The organism is Citrobacter sp. Cb031, from assembly GCF_030336725.1.
In the GTDB taxonomy this organism is placed as follows: domain Bacteria; phylum Pseudomonadota; class Gammaproteobacteria; order Enterobacterales; family Enterobacteriaceae; genus Citrobacter; species Citrobacter braakii.
Genome location: NZ_JAOWDA010000022.1, coordinates 187,876 through 204,670, shown reverse-complemented (window position 1 = coordinate 204,670; position 16,795 = coordinate 187,876). Strand labels below are relative to the sequence as shown.

At 52.2% G+C, this 16,795-nt stretch carries 12 protein-coding genes; 7 read left to right on the top strand and 5 right to left on the bottom strand.

Annotation, left to right across the window (positions count from 1 at the left end):
* Positions 1 to 145: 145 nt before the first annotated feature.
* Positions 146 to 1,348 carry a sigma-54 interaction domain-containing protein gene (locus OGV93_RS08370; RefSeq protein WP_016154900.1) on the top strand — a complete coding sequence of 401 codons (1,203 nt, stop codon included), beginning with the start codon at positions 146 to 148 and terminating at the stop codon, positions 1,346 to 1,348.
* Positions 1,349 to 1,381: 33 nt separating this feature from the next.
* On the opposite strand, the gene OGV93_RS08365 is transcribed toward OGV93_RS08370, so the two are convergent.
* Together OGV93_RS08365 and megL are read right to left on the bottom strand one after the other, a co-directional pair.
* The gene (locus OGV93_RS08365) at positions 1,382 to 2,680 is read right to left on the bottom strand and encodes an SLC5/6 family protein (protein ID WP_103928737.1); all 1,299 of its coding nucleotides are present in this window, start codon (positions 2,678 to 2,680) and stop codon (positions 1,382 to 1,384) included.
* A 117-nt stretch (positions 2,681 to 2,797) separates the two neighbouring features.
* Positions 2,798 to 3,994, bottom strand: a complete 1,197-nt coding sequence (gene megL, locus OGV93_RS08360; RefSeq protein WP_003023295.1) for a methionine gamma-lyase — start codon at positions 3,992 to 3,994, stop codon at positions 2,798 to 2,800.
* A gap of 425 nt (positions 3,995 to 4,419) precedes the next feature.
* Here megL and OGV93_RS08355 point away from each other — a divergent pair, with 425 nt between their 5' ends.
* The 4 genes from OGV93_RS08355 (at position 4,420) to OGV93_RS08340 (ending at position 9,920) form a co-directional block, all read left to right on the top strand.
* Positions 4,420 to 4,527 carry a type I toxin-antitoxin system toxin Ldr family protein gene (locus OGV93_RS08355; protein ID WP_016154898.1) on the top strand — a complete coding sequence of 36 codons (108 nt, stop codon included), beginning with the start codon at positions 4,420 to 4,422 and terminating at the stop codon, positions 4,525 to 4,527.
* 226 nt (positions 4,528 to 4,753) lie between these two features.
* Positions 4,754 to 6,760, top strand: coding sequence for a biofilm formation regulator HmsP (gene hmsP / locus OGV93_RS08350; RefSeq protein ID WP_103928736.1), 2,007 nt, complete (start codon positions 4,754 to 4,756; stop codon positions 6,758 to 6,760).
* A gap of 157 nt (positions 6,761 to 6,917) precedes the next feature.
* On the top strand, positions 6,918 to 8,204 hold the full coding sequence (gene dctA, locus OGV93_RS08345; protein WP_003023301.1) for a C4-dicarboxylate transporter DctC: 1,287 nt from the start codon (positions 6,918 to 6,920) through the stop codon (positions 8,202 to 8,204).
* A gap of 222 nt (positions 8,205 to 8,426) precedes the next feature.
* The gene (locus tag OGV93_RS08340; protein ID WP_047358202.1) at positions 8,427 to 9,920 is read left to right on the top strand and encodes a M16 family metallopeptidase; all 1,494 of its coding nucleotides are present in this window, start codon (positions 8,427 to 8,429) and stop codon (positions 9,918 to 9,920) included.
* A 64-nt stretch (positions 9,921 to 9,984) separates the two neighbouring features.
* On the opposite strand, the gene kdgK is transcribed toward OGV93_RS08340, so the two are convergent.
* Positions 9,985 to 10,914 (bottom strand): 2-dehydro-3-deoxygluconokinase, encoded by a 930-nt coding sequence (gene kdgK, locus OGV93_RS08335; RefSeq protein ID WP_016157709.1) that lies wholly within the window; start codon positions 10,912 to 10,914, stop codon positions 9,985 to 9,987.
* A 230-nt stretch (positions 10,915 to 11,144) separates the two neighbouring features.
* Between kdgK and pdeH the strand changes: the two genes are divergently transcribed.
* Together pdeH and OGV93_RS08325 are read left to right on the top strand one after the other, a co-directional pair.
* Positions 11,145 to 11,912 carry a cyclic-guanylate-specific phosphodiesterase gene (pdeH, locus tag OGV93_RS08330; protein ID WP_016157708.1) on the top strand — a complete coding sequence of 256 codons (768 nt, stop codon included), beginning with the start codon at positions 11,145 to 11,147 and terminating at the stop codon, positions 11,910 to 11,912.
* Between the two features lie 77 nt (positions 11,913 to 11,989).
* The gene (locus OGV93_RS08325) at positions 11,990 to 14,050 is read left to right on the top strand and encodes an AsmA family protein (RefSeq protein ID WP_019078089.1); all 2,061 of its coding nucleotides are present in this window, start codon (positions 11,990 to 11,992) and stop codon (positions 14,048 to 14,050) included.
* A 92-nt stretch (positions 14,051 to 14,142) separates the two neighbouring features.
* On the opposite strand, the gene OGV93_RS08320 is transcribed toward OGV93_RS08325, so the two are convergent.
* Both OGV93_RS08320 and yhjD read right to left on the bottom strand, forming a co-directional pair.
* Positions 14,143 to 15,465 carry an MFS transporter gene (locus tag OGV93_RS08320; RefSeq protein WP_003023312.1) on the bottom strand — a complete coding sequence of 441 codons (1,323 nt, stop codon included), beginning with the start codon at positions 15,463 to 15,465 and terminating at the stop codon, positions 14,143 to 14,145.
* Positions 15,466 to 15,759: 294 nt separating this feature from the next.
* A complete protein-coding gene (yhjD, locus tag OGV93_RS08315; RefSeq protein WP_287109505.1) occupies positions 15,760 to 16,788 on the bottom strand; it encodes an inner membrane protein YhjD in 1,029 nt (342 codons plus the stop codon).
* Between the last annotated feature and the right edge of the window lie 7 nt (positions 16,789 to 16,795).

Genomic DNA, 16,795 nt, shown 5'->3' with positions numbered 1-16,795 from the left:
GTGCTCCGGTTTTTTTATATTTTGTTTTTACGTCCACAATGTGAGTCCTCTGGCAGAACATTATTCCACAGCGTCTAAAATGTAGTCAGATTTCCTCTCGTCACAGAAATATCTATTTCGCAGTTGCTAACTGTCAGGAGCAAATGTGGTCACGATACGCTGGGATATTAAAACAATTGATCGTCTGTCGATGGTTGAGGATGTCCTGAAGGAATTTTCCTGCTGCGATATCAATATCATCTCTATGAAAGTCACGCCTGGACGGATCCTGATTAAATCCTGGTGCCGCCAGTTACAGGATATTTCCTGCGTGCAATCCTGTTTAGGCCGGCGCGCCGATATTATTAACGTCGCTTACCTGTGTGAAGAGATAAGCGAACTGTCAACGCCTGAGCCGGAACGCCCGCGCTATTTCTCTGACATTATTTGTAGCAGCCAGAGCATGCACTCGCTTATCGAAAAGGCGATAAAAATTGCCGACAGCAAATATACCGTTTTGATCCGCGGCGATACGGGTACTGGCAAAGAACTGCTGGCCCGGGCTATCCATAATTCCGGGCAGCGACGTTTTTATCCGTTTATTCCGGTCAACTGCTCTGCGCTACCTGAGTCGTTGATGGAGAGTGAATTCTTTGGCTATGAGAAAGGGGCTTTTAGCGGTGCAGATTGTAAAGGCAAAAAAGGGCTGTTTGAAATGGCCGATAAAGGCACCCTTTTTCTCGATGAATTTGGTGAAATGTCGCTGAGCTTACAGGCTAAATTACTGCGCGTACTTCAGGATGGCGGGATCCGTCGCGTTGGCGGGGCGCAAATTATTCCGGTCAATGTGCGCATTATTGTGGCAACCAACGCCAATCTGGAAGAGATGGTGGAACAACGTCTGCTGCGCGCCGATCTCTATTACCGCATCAATGTACTTTCACTGACCATTCCGCCCCTGCGGGAGCGCCCGCAGGATATCAGCCTATTGATTCGCCACTTTGTGCAGAAATACGCGAAGGAATTTCAGCGACGGATCATTCTGGATAAAGCCTGCTTTGATGCCCTGCATCATCACACCTGGCCGGGAAACGTTCGCGAACTGGAAAATACCATCATTCGCCTGATGCTGATGGCGGAGTCCGACGTCATTACGCGGGAAGAATTAGGGATGGTGAATTTGCCTGCCGTTGAGCTGACGCCGACAGAGCGTCCTTTTAAAGAACAGGTTTTGTGTGCTGAACGCCAGCTTATTGAACAGATGGTGGAAGAGAATGTGTCGTCGCGGCATATCGCTAAAGCGCTGGGGGTGTCACATACCACGGTACTGAATAAAATTCGCAGCTATCAACTGGAGAGTGTGAGTTAAGCGCCGTCAGTGACTGACGGCGCTGTAAACGGATTAGTCAATCAGCTTCAATAATGGCGACAGGCACAGCAGGATTCCGTACAACAGGATTAGCCAGGTTTTCAGCCCGCGTAGTTTTTCCAGTTTCGTTACTTTATAGATCAGGAAAAACGGAATAATACAGGACACAATCCCGTAAAGTGGGCTACCCAACTGGAAGAACACCAGTACCGATACACGAAATGACACCCAGATCACCAGGGTGATAACAATAAAGGTGCAAATACCCAGCATAAGCACCAGGGGATTAATTTTCTCCACATCAATAACGCGGCTCAGAACATTAAGAATAATACCCTTAATCGCCTCGTGGAACCCCAGATAAATACCAAAGAATGCGGTTAATACGGCGAAGATATTTAGCACCGTTGAGGTGATATGAATAATTTGCCCAGGAATGACTTGCGCTGCCAGCGCCAGTGCGGAAATATTTTGTTCGAAGGCCGAAACGGCCTCTTCATGACTAATAGAAAAGGTAAAAGAGAATGAGAAAAACAGAATGACCGCAATCAGCGTAATGTAACTGATGCGATGTGTGCGTATTGCCATGCGGGTGGCCAGAACCCGGTCCGCTACCCGCTTGCGGTAGGCGATGTTCATTGGGTTCAACACCTGAATAAACACCGCCGAGAAGAAGCAGAACGGGATGGTCAGCAGCACGTCGCGAAAAAAGACCGATGCTTCAGGGAATGCGCTGATATTAGCGAAGTTCCAGTGCGGAACCATCGCAAAACCAAACACGATGATGATCCCCACTTTGACTACCACCATCGGGCCGGAGATTTTAAACAGCAGCTTTTCTCCTCCGGAAGCAATGGCCACCAGCACGGCAAAAATGGCCACTTTATAGATTATCGATTGTGAAAGATCGGCATCGGTTAAACCGAAGGTTTTGATATATGAGGCACTGTCAAAAACCACGGATAAGGAATAGATAAATATGCCGTGAATAATCATCAAAAAATAGATGACGCCAAGAAATACACCCCAGTTTTTTCCCAGGTAATGACTGATAATATCGGTATAGTCATTACAAGTTTCACTTTCTGATAATGTTTTTAAATAAATATCCTGCACAATATAGGTTGCTGGATAGGCAATAATAAAGGCGACGATAAATACCCAAATGCCTGTTAAGCCTATTTGTACCGGCATCAGTACCGTTCCAGCACCAATTGCCATACCGATACACAGTAATACCCAGCCAAAGTCGTATTTCGTAAACGGTATTTTCTTTGAGAATGGTACGGTGGTTGCTGTATTGTTGCTTAGTTGTAATGTGTCGTCCTGCATAGAACCCCCTGCCCAAAATACGCGCTCTCCCCGAAACAGGATTGCGCGTATTACCAGACTGTTGTGCCTTGATTCTCAACAACCTGAACCGATCGGCGTCGGTTCAGGTCATAATGGTCAGAATGTTGCCTTTCTGATGGCGTGTTCAAGGTCGTTAATAATATCTTCTGGATCTTCAAGACCCACAGAAAGACGGATAAGCCCGTCGGTAATACCTGCTTTAAGCCGTTCCTCTGGCGCAACGGGCGAATGTGTCATAGACGCTGGGTGCTGAATGAGGGTTTCGGTATCACCGAGACTGACCGCGAGGAGGCACAATTCTACAGAATTGATCATCCGTCTGCCAGCCTCGAGGCCGCCGGCGATTTCGAAGCTGATAATTCCTCCTGGCAGGCTCATCTGTCGCTGGCCCAGCTCATACTGCGGGTGTGAAGACAAGCCAGGATAATAAACGCGGGTAATGGATGGATGCCCCTCGAGGAAGCGGGCGATTTTCAATGCGTTTTCACAGTGGCGTTCCATACGAATCCCCAGTGTTTTAACGCCGCGTAGCGTCAACCACGCGTTGAAAGGACTCATGCAGCCGCCGGTGATATCTTTCAGACCAACAAACCGCGCCTGGTCAATAAACTCCTGCTTACCAACAATGATCCCGCCAATCACGTCTCCGTGACCGTTGATATATTTAGTGACGCTGTGCACCACAATATCCGCGCCTAGCTGTAAAGGCTGCTGGCAGTACGGTGACATAAAGGTGTTATCCACCACCAGCAATGCGCCTTGTTGATGGGCGATACCGGCTACCGTTTCAATGTCGACCAGCGACAGCGTCGGGTTAGCGGGTGTTTCGATATACACTACTTTGGTTTCCGGGCGCATGGCGGCGCGGATTTCTTCAGGCTTTGCCGCATCGACGAAGCTGACGTTAATCCCAAACTTCGGCATGCTGTGCGACAAAAACGCGTGGGTGCAGCCGTAAATCGCGCTGGCGGAAACGATATGGTCGCCCTGCTGGCACAACGTCAGCAGCGTGGTGGTGATGGCAGAAATACCGGATGCGGTTGCCAGCCCGGCTTCACCTCTTTCCAGTACCGCCAGCTTTTTCTCCAGCGCATCGGTGGTGGGGTTACCCAAACGGGTGTAAATGTACCCGGACTCCTCGAGCGCAAAGCGGGCGGCACCTTGTTCGGCGCTGTCAAAAACAAACGTTGAAGTCTGGAAAATAGGCGTACTGAGTGCGCCAGTAGAAGGGTCGGGTTGTTGCCCCGCGTGAACGATCTGGGTGTTGAATCCGTAAGTACGACAGTCAGACATGATATCTCCTTTGATTCGGAACAAAACAGCTCACAGTCAAATAGCAATCGCTGTGCCAGAAAATGAAATTATAGATATCAATGAGATATGTCTTTTTCTGTATTGAAGAGCGGCAGGAATGTTGCCAACTGGCAAGAATCTTTCCAGCGTAATGGTGAGAAAACAGGTGAAATGCGAGGCGCTACGCAGAGCCGTGTATTGCGCAGTGATATGGCAAGTGGGCTACCGTAGAATCAGCGGCAAGCCGGGAATTCCCGGTGAGGCGCAATGTTGCGGGGGCTTGATCCCCGGCGGCATCGGTTGCTGGAAAGAGAAAACCCCCGCACGTTGTTCGGTATAAACCTGGCAACAAAACGGGGGCTAACTTGAACCTGAACAACTCAAGAATAGCCGTGAACAGTTGCCATTGCAACACAGGCGGCTATATGACGCTCGCACAGTTAGGCGTGGCCTTCTGGCACGATTTAGCGGCTCCGATCATCGCTGGCATTATTGCCAGCCTGATTGTGAGCTGGCTGCGTAACAGGAAGTAATGCACCTTGCGGGCGTCTGTCTGCCGTGATGGCAACATGCGCCCGAACCAGGCCGCAGGGGGTAACCTTGCGGCCTTTTTCGGCTTAAATGCAGATAAATCTCGTCGCCAGGTGCCTATCCTGTCGGGATAATGCATGCTGGGAAGTTTTCAGATACCGCCTCTCTTAATACCGCTACGATCGGGTATACTCTGACGGCAGTTTCGTCTATCCGTGGAGAGTCAGTTTGCGTGTCAGTCGCTCGTTAACAATTAAGCAGATGGCAATGGTTGCGGCCGTTGTCATGGTGTTTGTGTTTATTTTTTGCACCGTTTTGTTGTTCCATCTGGTCCAGCAGAATCGCTACAACACGGCTACGCAACTGGAAAGTATCGCTCGCTCCGTCCGTGAGCCTCTGTCGGGCACGATCCTGAAAGGGGATATTCCCGAAGCAGAAGCTATTTTAAGAAGTATTCGACCAGCAGGCGTGGTCAGCCGCGCCGATGTGGTGCTTCCCAATCAGTTTCAGGCGCTGCGGATGAGCTTTATTCCTGAACGCCCGGTTCCGGTTACGGTGACTCGCCTGTTTGAACTTCCGGTACAAATTTCGCTGCCGGTCTATTCTCTTGAGCGTTCAGCGAATCCGCAACCGCTGGCGTATCTGGTGCTACAGGCGGATTCGTACCGTATGTACAAGTTCGTGATGAGTACGCTCTCAACGTTAGTGACCATTTACTTACTTCTCTCGTTAATACTCACGGTAGCCATCTCATGGTGTATTAACAGATTGATTTTGCATCCATTACGTAAAATAGCGCGTGAGCTGAACGACATTCCCCAGCAGGATCTGATTGGCTATCAGCTGGCATTGCCGCGTCTGCATCAGGACGACGAGATTGGCCTGCTGGTGCGTAGCTACAACCTCAATCAGCAACTGATTCAGCGCCGCAGTGAAGAGCAAAGCGACCATTCAATGCGGTTCCCGGTTTCTGAGCTGCCCAACAAGTCGTTTCTGATGGCGCTGCTGGAGCAGGTTGTGAACCGCCAGCAGACAACGGCGTTGATGATTGTCACCTGCGAAACCCTGCGTGATACCGCGGGTGTGTTATCCGAGACCCAGCGGGAAATCCTGCTGCTTACGCTGGTTGAAAAGCTGAAGTCAGTATTGGCCCCCAGAATGGTGCTTACCCAGGTGAGCGGCTATGACTTTGCCATCATCGCACATGGTGTGAAAGAACCCTGGCACGCTATTACGCTAGGTCAGCAAGTGCTCACTATCGTTAACGAGCGATTACCGATTCAGGGCATTCAACTCCGTCCAACCTGTAACATTGGGGTGGCGATGTTTAATGGCGACTTGACCGCAGAACAGCTTTACCACCGCGCACTCTCAGCTGTGTTAACGTCGCGTCACAAGGGTAAAAACCGGATTCAGTTCTTTGACCCGTTGCAGATGGAAGAGGCGCAACAGCGTTTGACGGAAGAGAACGATATTCTTACCGCGCTGGATAACCATCAGTTTGCGCTCTGGATGCAGCCGCAGGTGGAGATGTCCAGCGGTAAGGTATTGAGCGCAGAAGCATTATTGCGAATGCAGCAGCCAGACGGAAGCTGGGAGCTGCCAGAAGGGTTAATCGACAGGATTGAGTCCTGTGGCCTGATGGTGACGGTCGGTTACTGGGTGCTGGAGGAGACATGCCGCCAGCTGTCAGCCTGGCAGGAACGCGGCCTGCTGCTGCCGCTCTCGGTGAACCTGTCTGCGCTACAACTGATGCATCCGAGTATGGTGTCGGATCTGCTGGAATTGCTAAACCGCTATCGCATCAAGCCTGGGACGTTGATTCTGGAAGTGACCGAAAGCCGGCACATTGATGATCCTAATGCCGCTGTGGCTATTTTACGCCCGCTGCGCAACGCGGGCGTGCGTATCGCGCTGGACGATTTTGGTATGGGGTATGCGGGTCTGCGACAACTGCAGCACATGAAGTCGCTCCCGGTGGATGTACTCAAAATCGATAAGATGTTTGTCGATGGCGTCCCCGAAGATTGCAGCATGATCTCCGCCATCATTCAGTTGGCGCATAGCCTCAATTTGCAGATGATCGCTGAGGGCGTCGAAACCGAAGCGCAACGCGAATGGTTATCACAAGCGGGGGTAGAAGTGGCACAAGGGTTCCTGTTTGCCCGGCCGGTTCCGGCGAATATCTTCGAAGAACGTTATCTGACGCCGAAAAACGCTGATTACAAAAGTTAAAAAAGGTCTCGCTTGTGCGAGCCAGCTCAAAATTTTTAACATTTCTGTATCAATTATGATCCAGGCGCATTTCTGTCATGTTGTGTGGGTGTTACTTTAAGGCCGCAGGTTAAACAAAACCTTACAAGACCTGTGGTTTTTACTTTAAGGACACCCTATGAAAACCTCTATATTCAAAAGCCTTTACTTTCAGGTCCTGACAGCAATTGCCATAGGTATCCTCCTTGGCCATTACTACCCTGAATTAGGCGCCCAAATGAAGCCACTTGGTGATGCTTTCGTGAAGCTCATCAAAATGGTCATCGCACCTGTCATCTTCTGTACTGTCGTGACCGGCATTGCAGGCATGGAAAGTATGAAAGCCGTAGGCCGCACCGGTGCGGTTGCACTGCTTTATTTTGAAATTGTCAGTACGATTGCGCTGATCATCGGCCTTATCATCGTCAACGTGGTGCAACCCGGTGCCGGTATGAACGTCGATCCGGCGACGCTGGATGCCAAAGCGGTTGCGATTTACGCCGAACAGGCAAAAGACCAGGGGATCGTAGGCTTCCTGATGGATATTATCCCGGGTAGCGTCATTGGCGCGTTCGCCAGTGGCAACATCCTGCAGGTATTGCTGTTTGCGGTTATGTTTGGTTTTGCGCTGCATCGTTTAGGTAGCAAAGGCCAGATGATTTTCAACGTGATTGAAAGCTTCTCGCAGGTTATTTTTGGCATCATCAACATGATCATGCGCCTGGCGCCGATCGGTGCTTTCGGTGCCATGGCCTTTACCATCGGTAAATATGGCGTCGGGACGCTGGTGCAGTTGGGTCAGTTGATCATCTGTTTCTACATCACCTGTATTCTGTTTGTGGTTGTGGTGTTGGGTTCGATTGCGCGTGCAACCGGCTTCAGCATTTTCAAATTCATCCGCTATATCCGTGAAGAACTGCTGATCGTTCTGGGCACCTCTTCTTCCGAGTCCGCGCTGCCGCGTATGCTCGATAAGATGGAAAAACTGGGCTGTCGCAAGTCGGTTGTCGGGTTGGTTATACCCACGGGCTACTCGTTTAACCTTGATGGGACATCAATCTATCTGACGATGGCGGCGGTATTTATCGCTCAGGCCACCAACAGTCATATGGATATCTTCCATCAGATAACCCTGCTGGTGGTGCTCCTGCTCTCTTCAAAAGGTGCTGCGGGTGTGACCGGGAGTGGCTTTATTGTTCTGGCCGCGACTATCTCCGCTGTGGGCCATTTACCGGTTGCTGGTCTGGCGCTGATTCTCGGTATTGACCGCTTTATGTCTGAAGCCCGTGCGCTGACTAACCTGGTCGGTAACGGTGTGGCAACTGTTGTAGTAGCGAAATGGGTGAAAGAACTGGACCATAAAAAGCTGGATGATGTGCTGAATAATCGTGCGCCGGATGGCAAAACGCACGAAATATCCTCTTAATCTCTCCACTTATGCCCGTAGTCCCTTCCAGGACTGCGGGCGTTTGCGCATAATTAACCCCTGTGCCTGAAACCGCCGATTCGGCGGCGTCGGGATTTTTTCACTTCCTCCGTGACATTTTTATGTTCTTGCGGTCTAACACGAAGTGTTTTTAACGTCATATTCAGAGAGCCCTCTCGCGGGCTGTCTTTTTATTTCCAGGATAGTTGATCAGGGGTTCACATGCAGGGCACAAAAATTCGACTTTTAGCGGGCGGCTTGCTGATGATGGCCACTGCCGGCTATGTGCAGGCAGATGCGCTCCAGCCTGACCCGGCGTGGCAACAGGGCACGCTGGCAAATGGTTTACAGTGGCAAGTCTTAGCCACTCCCCAGCGCCCCAGCGACCGTATTGAGGTTCGCCTGCTGGTCAATACCGGTTCACTCACCGAAAGTACACAACAGAGTGGTTTCAGCCATGCGATCCCGCGTATCGCGCTGACGCAAAGCGGTGGCCTCGATGCTACGCAAGCCCGTTCTCTGTGGCAGCAGGGGTTCGATCCCAGTCGTCCCATGCCGCCCGTTATCGTTTCCTATGATTCCACGCTGTATAACCTCAGTCTGCCTAACAGCCGCAACGATCTGCTGAAAGAGTCACTTTCTTATCTGGCGAATATTTCCGGTAATCTGAGCATCACCCCTGAATCGGTCAATCATGCGCTGAGTAGCGAAGATATGGTTGCAACCTGGCCGTCAGATACCAAAGAGGGATGGTGGCGCTATCGTCTGAAGGGATCGACGCTGCTGGGTCACGATCCTGCCGATCCGCTGAAAACGCCTGTTGATGCGACGAAAATCCAGTCCTTCTACCAGAAATGGTATACCCCGGATGCGATGACGCTGATTATCGTCGGTAACGTAGATGCGCGCAGCGTGGCTGATCAAATCAATAAAACCTTCGGCGAATTAAAAGGTAAACGCGAAACGCCTGCGCCCGTACCCACGCTCTCTCCGCTGCGTGCAGAGGCCGTAAGCATAATGACCGATGCGGTACGTCAGGATCGCCTGTCTATTATGTGGGATACGCCGTGGCAGCCGATCCGTGAATCTGCCGCGCTGTTACGTTACTGGCGCGCTGATTTAGCCCGTGAAGCGTTGTTCTGGCACATTCAGCAGGAGCTCACCAAAAACAATGCCAAAGACATTGGCCTTGGCTTTGACTGTCGGGTGCTGTTCCTGCGCGCGCAATGTGCCATTAACGTTGAATCACCGAACGGTAAGCTGAACGCGAACCTCAGCACGGTTGCGCGTGAGCTGGCCAAAGTGCGCGATAAGGGGCTGCCGGAAGAAGAGTTTAATGCGCTGGTGGCGCAAAAGAATCTGGAACTGCAGAAGCTGTTTGCCACCTATGGTCGCACCGATACCGATATTTTGATCAGCCAGCGTTTGCGCTCGTTGCAAAACCAGGTCGTAGATATTGCGCCTGAACAGTATCAGCGTTTACGTCAGAGCTTCCTGAACAACCTGAGTGTTGAGATGCTGAATCAGGACCTGCGTCAGCAACTGTCGCAAGATATGGCGTTAATTCTGTTGCAGCCGAAGGGTGAACCTGAATTCAATATGAAGGATCTGCAGGCGACGTGGGATAGCATTATGGCGCCGGTTACCGCCGCGGCAACGTCGGTAGAAACGGATGAATCACATTCTGAAGTGACGGACATCCCGCCGGTGCAATAAGGGAATCGTGACCTGCAGGCCGGACGCGACGTTAACGTCTAATCCGGCCTGCCAGAACACCAGATTATTGCGGCATGGCGTCGCGAGGAATAATCGCCCCACGATGCTGAATAACGGTGCTTGCCGTCAGGTGGCCGCGTTTTGCGGCATCAGCGGCATCGCCACCGGTCAGACGTACCGCCAGATACCCGGCGCTGAAGGAGTCTCCCGCAGCGGTCGTATCGATAACCTTCTCTTTCGGTAGTTTTACGGCCGGAACGTCGATGAGTTCTTCGCCTGCGATGGAAACCAGGCAAGAGTCTGCACCGCGTTTCACAACCACTTCCTGTACGCCAGCCGCGTGAGTACGGGCAATCACCTCGGCAACCGGTTTTTCACCCCACAGCGCGTCTTCATCATCCAGCGTCAGAAACGCGATATCGGTGCATTCCAGCATTTGCTGATACACCTGCTGGGTCTCTTCTTTACTGCTCCACAGACGTGGGCGGTAGTTATTGTCAAAAATGACCTTTCCACCGTTGGCGCGGCATTCTTGCAGCAGCGACAGCAGCTTGTCACGACTTGCCGGGCTTAAAATAGCCAGGCTGATTCCGCTCAGATACAGATAGTCAAATGTCGCCAGTTCTTCGCAAATAGCGGCGGACTGTTCGCTCTCAAGCCAGAATTTTGCGGCGGCTTCATTACGCCAGTAATAGAAGGTGCGCTCGCCGGTGCTATCGGTTTCAATGTAATAGAGGCCCGGCAGGCGGTTTTCCATGCGTTGGGTTAATGAGGTATCCACATTTTCGCTCTGCCAGGATTCCAGCATTTGTTGGCTAAAACTGTCGGTACCCAGCGCAGTCACATAGTGTACGGAAAGTGCCGCAGCATCGACCTGACGGGCGATATAAACGGATGTATTCAACGTGTCGCCACCGAATCCGCGCTGAACGTCAGCGCCTTTCTGTGACAGCTCAATCATGCATTCGCCAATCACGGCAATCTTTCTGGACATAGTCGTAACCTGCTCTGAAAAAAATTAGCGTTAGTGTGCGCTGTGGGTGTTAAGTGGTCAACTATATTAAAACATCGTTCCATTATTTTTTTGAGCCAGCACGTGTTCTGCGTCGTTTTTTGCCGCTTAGTTTCTATTTTGCGTAGGGCTGAACGTAAAGTTCTTCGCCTGAGCGCCGATAACCTTTGACGAGTCCGGTCAGTCACACTCTTATTTACAGGACATCTCAGATGATAAAGCAGGTTACCCAGCAGCTAATTACGCTCGATGCGAGTATTGAAAACTTGCAGGAGAGACGCTATTGGCTGCAGTGCGAGCGTGCTTACACCTACCAGCCGATTTATCAGACCAACGGACGGCTGATGGCCGTTGAGCTGCTGACCGTCGTGAGCCATCCTGAAAACCCCTCCCAACGTATCGCGCCGGACCGCTATTTCGCCGAAGTGGCCGTACGACATCGTGTAGATGTGGTGAAAGAGCAGCTTGTACAGCTTGAACAAAAAGGGGCGTTTTTCAAAGCCCACGATCTGCTGGCATCCGTGAATGTCGACGGGCCAACGCTGATTGCAATGCGCCAGGATCCCGAAATCCTGAAAATCATCGAATGTCTGCCGTGGCTGCGCTTTGAACTGGTGGAGCATATCCGCTTGCCGAAGGGCTCGTCGTTCGCCTCAATGTGCGAGTTTGGCCCGCTCTGGCTGGATGATTTTGGTACCGGAATGGCAAACTTCTCGGCTCTGAGTGAAGTGAGTTACGACTATATCAAAGTGGCGCGGGATCTGTTTGTCATGCTGCGCCAGACGCCGGAGGGCCGCAATCTCTTTACGCTGCTGTTACAGCTGATGAACCGCTATTGCCGCGGTGTGATTGTCGAAGGCGTTGAAACGCTGGAAGAGTGGCGTGATGTGCAAAACTCACCGGCTTTCGCTGCGCAAGGCTATTTTCTCTCTCGTCCAGTGCCTCTGGATACCCTTGAAGACGTAATTCTGTCGCTTTGATAAGGATGTAGAACGCCTCCTTTTCCTCTGCTGGACTATCTTTAGGACAGGCAAGGAAGAAAGTAAGGAGGTTAAACATGACGAGAACAGGCAAAATAACCACTTCAGTAATAGGGGTTTTCTTGTTGTTGATCGTCGTACTCATCATCGTGATTGCGACATTTGACTGGAACCGGCTCAAACCGACCATCAACCAGAAAGTCTCTACAGAACTCAACCGGCCCTTCGCCATACGGGGTGACCTGGGCGTGGTTTGGGAACGCCAAAAACAGGAAACCGGCTGGCGTAGCTGGGTTCCGTGGCCGCATGTTCATGCTGAGGATATCATCCTCGGCAACCCGCCGGACATTCCTGACGTCACCATGGTGCATCTCCCGCGCGTTGAAGCCACGCTCGCCCCACTGGCATTGCTGACAAAAACCGTCTGGCTCCCGTGGATCAAGCTGGTAAAACCCGATGCACGGCTTATCCGCCTGTCGGAGAAAAACAATAACTGGACCTTTAACCTGGCAGGGGATGAAAACCGCGATCCCAATGCGCCGCCATCAGCCTGGTCTTTCCGGCTGGATAACATTCTGTTCGACCAAGGGCGCATCGCCATTAACGATAAGGTGACGAAGTCAGAGATTGAGATCCTGGTCGATCCGCTGGGTAAGCCGTTGCCCTTTAGCGAAGTGACTGGCGCAAAAAGTAAAGAGAGCAACGCCCACATTGAGGACTACGTGTTTGGTCTGAAAGCGCAAGGCCGATATAACGGCGAACCGCTAAGCGGTAGCGGGAAAATAGGCGGAATGCTGGCGCTGCGCGGTGAAGGAACCCCTTTCCCGATTCAGGCTGATTTCCGTTCGGGTAATACGCGTGTGGCGTTTATGGGTACGATAAACGATCCGATGAATATGGGCGGGGCGGATCTGCGGCTTAAATTCTCGGGAGATTCGCTAGGGGATTTGTACGATTTGACCGGCGTGCTGCTCCCGGATACGCCGCCGTTTGAAACCGACGGACATCTGGTCGCGAAAATTGACCCGGAAAAATCCTCTGTTTTTGATTACCGCGATTTTAATGGCCGAATTGGCGACAGCGATATTCACGGAACGCTGGCCTATACCACCGGTAAGCCGCGCCCAATGCTGAAAGGGGATGTTGAGTCACGCCAACTGAGGCTGGCTGATTTGGGGCCGCTGATCGGTGTGGATTCAGGCAAAGGGGCGGAGCGGGCTAAACAATCTGAACAGCGCAAAGGTGAGAAGAGCGTCCAGCCCGCGGACAAGGTCTTGCCGTATGACCGTTTTGAAACCGACAAATGGAACGTGATGGACGCTGACGTACGTTTCAAAGGACGGCGTATTGAGCACGGCAGTAGCCTGCCAATCAGCGATCTCTCCACCCATATCATCCTGAAAAATGCCGACCTGCGCCTGCAGCCGCTGAAATTTGGCCTCGCGGGAGGCAGCATTGTCTCCAGCATCCATCTGGAAGGGGATAAAAAGCCGATGCGGGGGCAGGCGGACATCCAGGCTCGCCGCCTGAAGCTAAAAGCGCTGATGCCGGATGTGGAGCTGATGCAGAAAACGCTCGGTGAAATGAACGGTGACGCCAGGTTTAGCGGGAGCGGAAACTCGGTAGCGGCGCTGCTTGGTAACAGCAATGGCAACCTGAAGCTGCTGATGAACGACGGTTTGATCAGCCGGAATCTGATGGAAATTGTTGGCTTGAATCTGGGCAACTATCTTGTTGGACAGATATTTGGTGATGACGAGGTGCGGGTGAACTGCGCGGCGGCGAATCTGGATATTGTTAACGGCGTAGCCCGCCCGCAGATTTTTGCCTTCGACACGGAAAACGCGGTCATTAATGTCACTGGTACGGCGAGTTTTGCGTCGGAGCAACTGGATTTAACCATCGATCCGGAGAGCAAAGGCATTCGTATTATTACCCTGCGTTCGCCGCTGTATGTTCGCGGCACCTTTAAGAATCCGCAGGCCGGTGTGAAGGCCGGGCCGCTGATTGCGCGCGGTGCGGTTGCTGCCGCGCTGGCAACGTTAGTGACGCCCGCGGCGGCCTTGCTGGCGCTGATTTCACCTTCTGAAGGAGACGCTAATCAATGCCGGACCATTTTGTCGCAAATGAAGAAGTGATTTTTGCCGTTGTCGGATGGTGCTAACGCGTCTCCGGCCTACATACATTTCATGCTCAACGTAGGCCGGAGACGGTGGTTACAGCCAAAGAATCACAATGACTGATGGCGGGTTTCGTGGGTTAACAGCAGCGCAATCAGCGTTAGCGCCGCCATTGATGCCAGATACGTACCTACCGCCGCCAGGCCGTAATTCGCCTGCAGCCATGCGGCAATGTAAGGGGCAACGGAAGCACCAAGAATCGACGAAACGTTGTACGAGAACGACGCCCCCGTGTAGCGCACTTCGGTTGGGAACAGCTCCGGCAGTAGCGCGCCCATCGGACCAAATGTCAAACCCATCAGGCTCAAACCAAGCAACAGGAAGGCGAACACCAGCACCGGATTGCCAGAGCCGAGCAGCGGTTTAAAGGCAAACAGCGCAAACAGAATAATAAGCGTGGTGATGATGAGCATGCTCTTGCGACGACCAAACGCATCGGCCAGCAGGCCCGCCACCGGCACCATGACGCCAAAGCCAATAACCGCCATCATCAGCATCCACAACACTTCATTACGCGGCAGGCCAAGCCCTACAGGCGCCGCGGCGGTGCTGAACGTCATGGAATAGACGGTCATGATATAGAACAGCGTATAGGTCGCCAGCATAATGAACGTGCCGAGGATCGTCACGCGGACATGTTTTGTCAGCAGGGTACCCAGCGGGATTTTCACCTGTTTTTTCGCCGCAGCCACTTTGGCAAAGACCGGGGATTCATGCAGCGAAACGCGAACGTACAGACCGATAATCACCAGCACCGCAGAGAAGATGAACGGTACGCGCCAGCCCCAGCTCATAAACTGCTCGTCAGTCAGCAGCCAGGAGAGCAGCAGGAAAGTGCCGTTGGCAAAGAAGAAGCCGATAGGTGCGCCCAACTGCGGGAATGATCCGTACAGCGCGCGTTTACGCGGCGGTGCGTTTTCCGTCGCCAGTAACGCCGCGCCGCCCCATTCACCGCCCAGTCCTAAACCCTGACCAAAACGCGCCAGCGCCAGCAGCAGCGGGGCGAAAATACCGATAGTTTCATAGCCCGGCAGCAGGCCAATGACAACCGTCGAGATCCCCATGGTGAGCAGTGAGGCAACCAGCGTGACTTTACGCCCTACGCGATCGCCAAAATGCCCGAACACAGCAGAACCGATAGGCCGTGCCACAAAGGCGATAGCAAAGGTGGCGAGGGACTGCAGCGTTGCCGCGGTCGGATCCCCCTGCGGGAAGAAGATATGGGGGAACACGATCACCGCGGCGGTGGCGTAGATATAGAAGTCGAAGAACTCAATGGCAGTGCCAATGAGTGAGGCGACGACGACTTTATTGCGCGAGTTTACCGGGGTATGTTCCTGTTCGTTGTCGAGCGTTGTGGCTGTTGCTTGCATAATATTTTCTTATTTTTGGTCGAACGAAAGGCCATATTACGCACAGCAAAAGAGACATTTCAATCTGTAACAAACCTTGCGATTGGTCAAAAACGGAGCAAAAAGGGGATAATTTTTAGGCTGGAGATTTCACTTCCATGAAATGCTTCACATAATTTAAAACTTGGATGATAAAACTGGTTTTTGGTTAAACAAAAGTTACGGGCTGGATTTTAATTCTGATAATGCGCAGAATTTCGACGTAAGCATTGGGTTGGCCGGATAAGCGCAGCGTTATCCGGCAGTTAACAAAGATTAGCGGTGGGTTTTCCCCGGCATACGCGGGTCGTCTTTGTACTCCGCTGTGGCAATCCAGGCAGCGCAAAACAGAGTCAGACGGGCGAAGAAGTAGAAGAACGCCATCAGGCCAAGTACGGAACCAAACGCCGCGCCTGACGGCGATTGCACCAGTGATGGCAGCGTGTATGTCATGATCATTTTGATGACTTCAAACCCCAGTGCCGCGATAAACGTGCCGCAAATGAGCGCTTTTTTGCGCGGTCGGTGACGCGGTAGCCGCCAGAAAATCCAGAAGAACAGCAAGTAGTTGGCGAAAATAGAGATGGTCAGGCCGATTAGCCGCCAGGCGGGCTTCAGCCATTCGATGCCGTCGAGATACAGCGCAGAGATAATCATCTGCTGGGCGGAACCGGCGATGGAGGTAATGGACAGCGTAACAATCAGCGCAATCAGTAAGCCAATCAATGAGACAAAATCACGCAGATATTTGACCCAAATTTTTTCCTGATCCTGTGGGGTCCGCTCCCAGACATCCCGCGACTGGGCACGAATAGCTTCGCGCAGGTTTCCCATCCAGTTAATTCCGGAATAGAGCGCGATGGCAAGACCCACCAGACCGACGGTGGTGCGTTGCTGAACGGCGGTATTGATGGTGTTTTTCAGCGTGGAGGCGAGCGTCGGATCGCTGACGTTGAGCAGGATTTTGCTGAAGATATCCTGCAACAGCGTAGGGTGCGAAGCGAGAATAAAACCCGCGGCGGCAAACGACACCATCAGGATAGGGATCATCGACAGAAACGAGAAGTAGGTAATGGCGGCGCCAAACTGATTTCCCATACGATCGTTAAATCTCTCCGCGGCGCGAATCAGATGGGCAATCATGGGCTGACGTTGAATTTTATCGGCGAAGGTCAGGGCGGTTTTCAGCGCCTGGTTGGTCTTACCGTTGGTTTCTGTATTCTTACGCTCCAGGGTCTCAATTTTTGGGATTGGTGCGTGCTCAAGTTCCTGAATGGGGCGTTTAATCTCTTTTTCCTGCGTCATCAGGGCA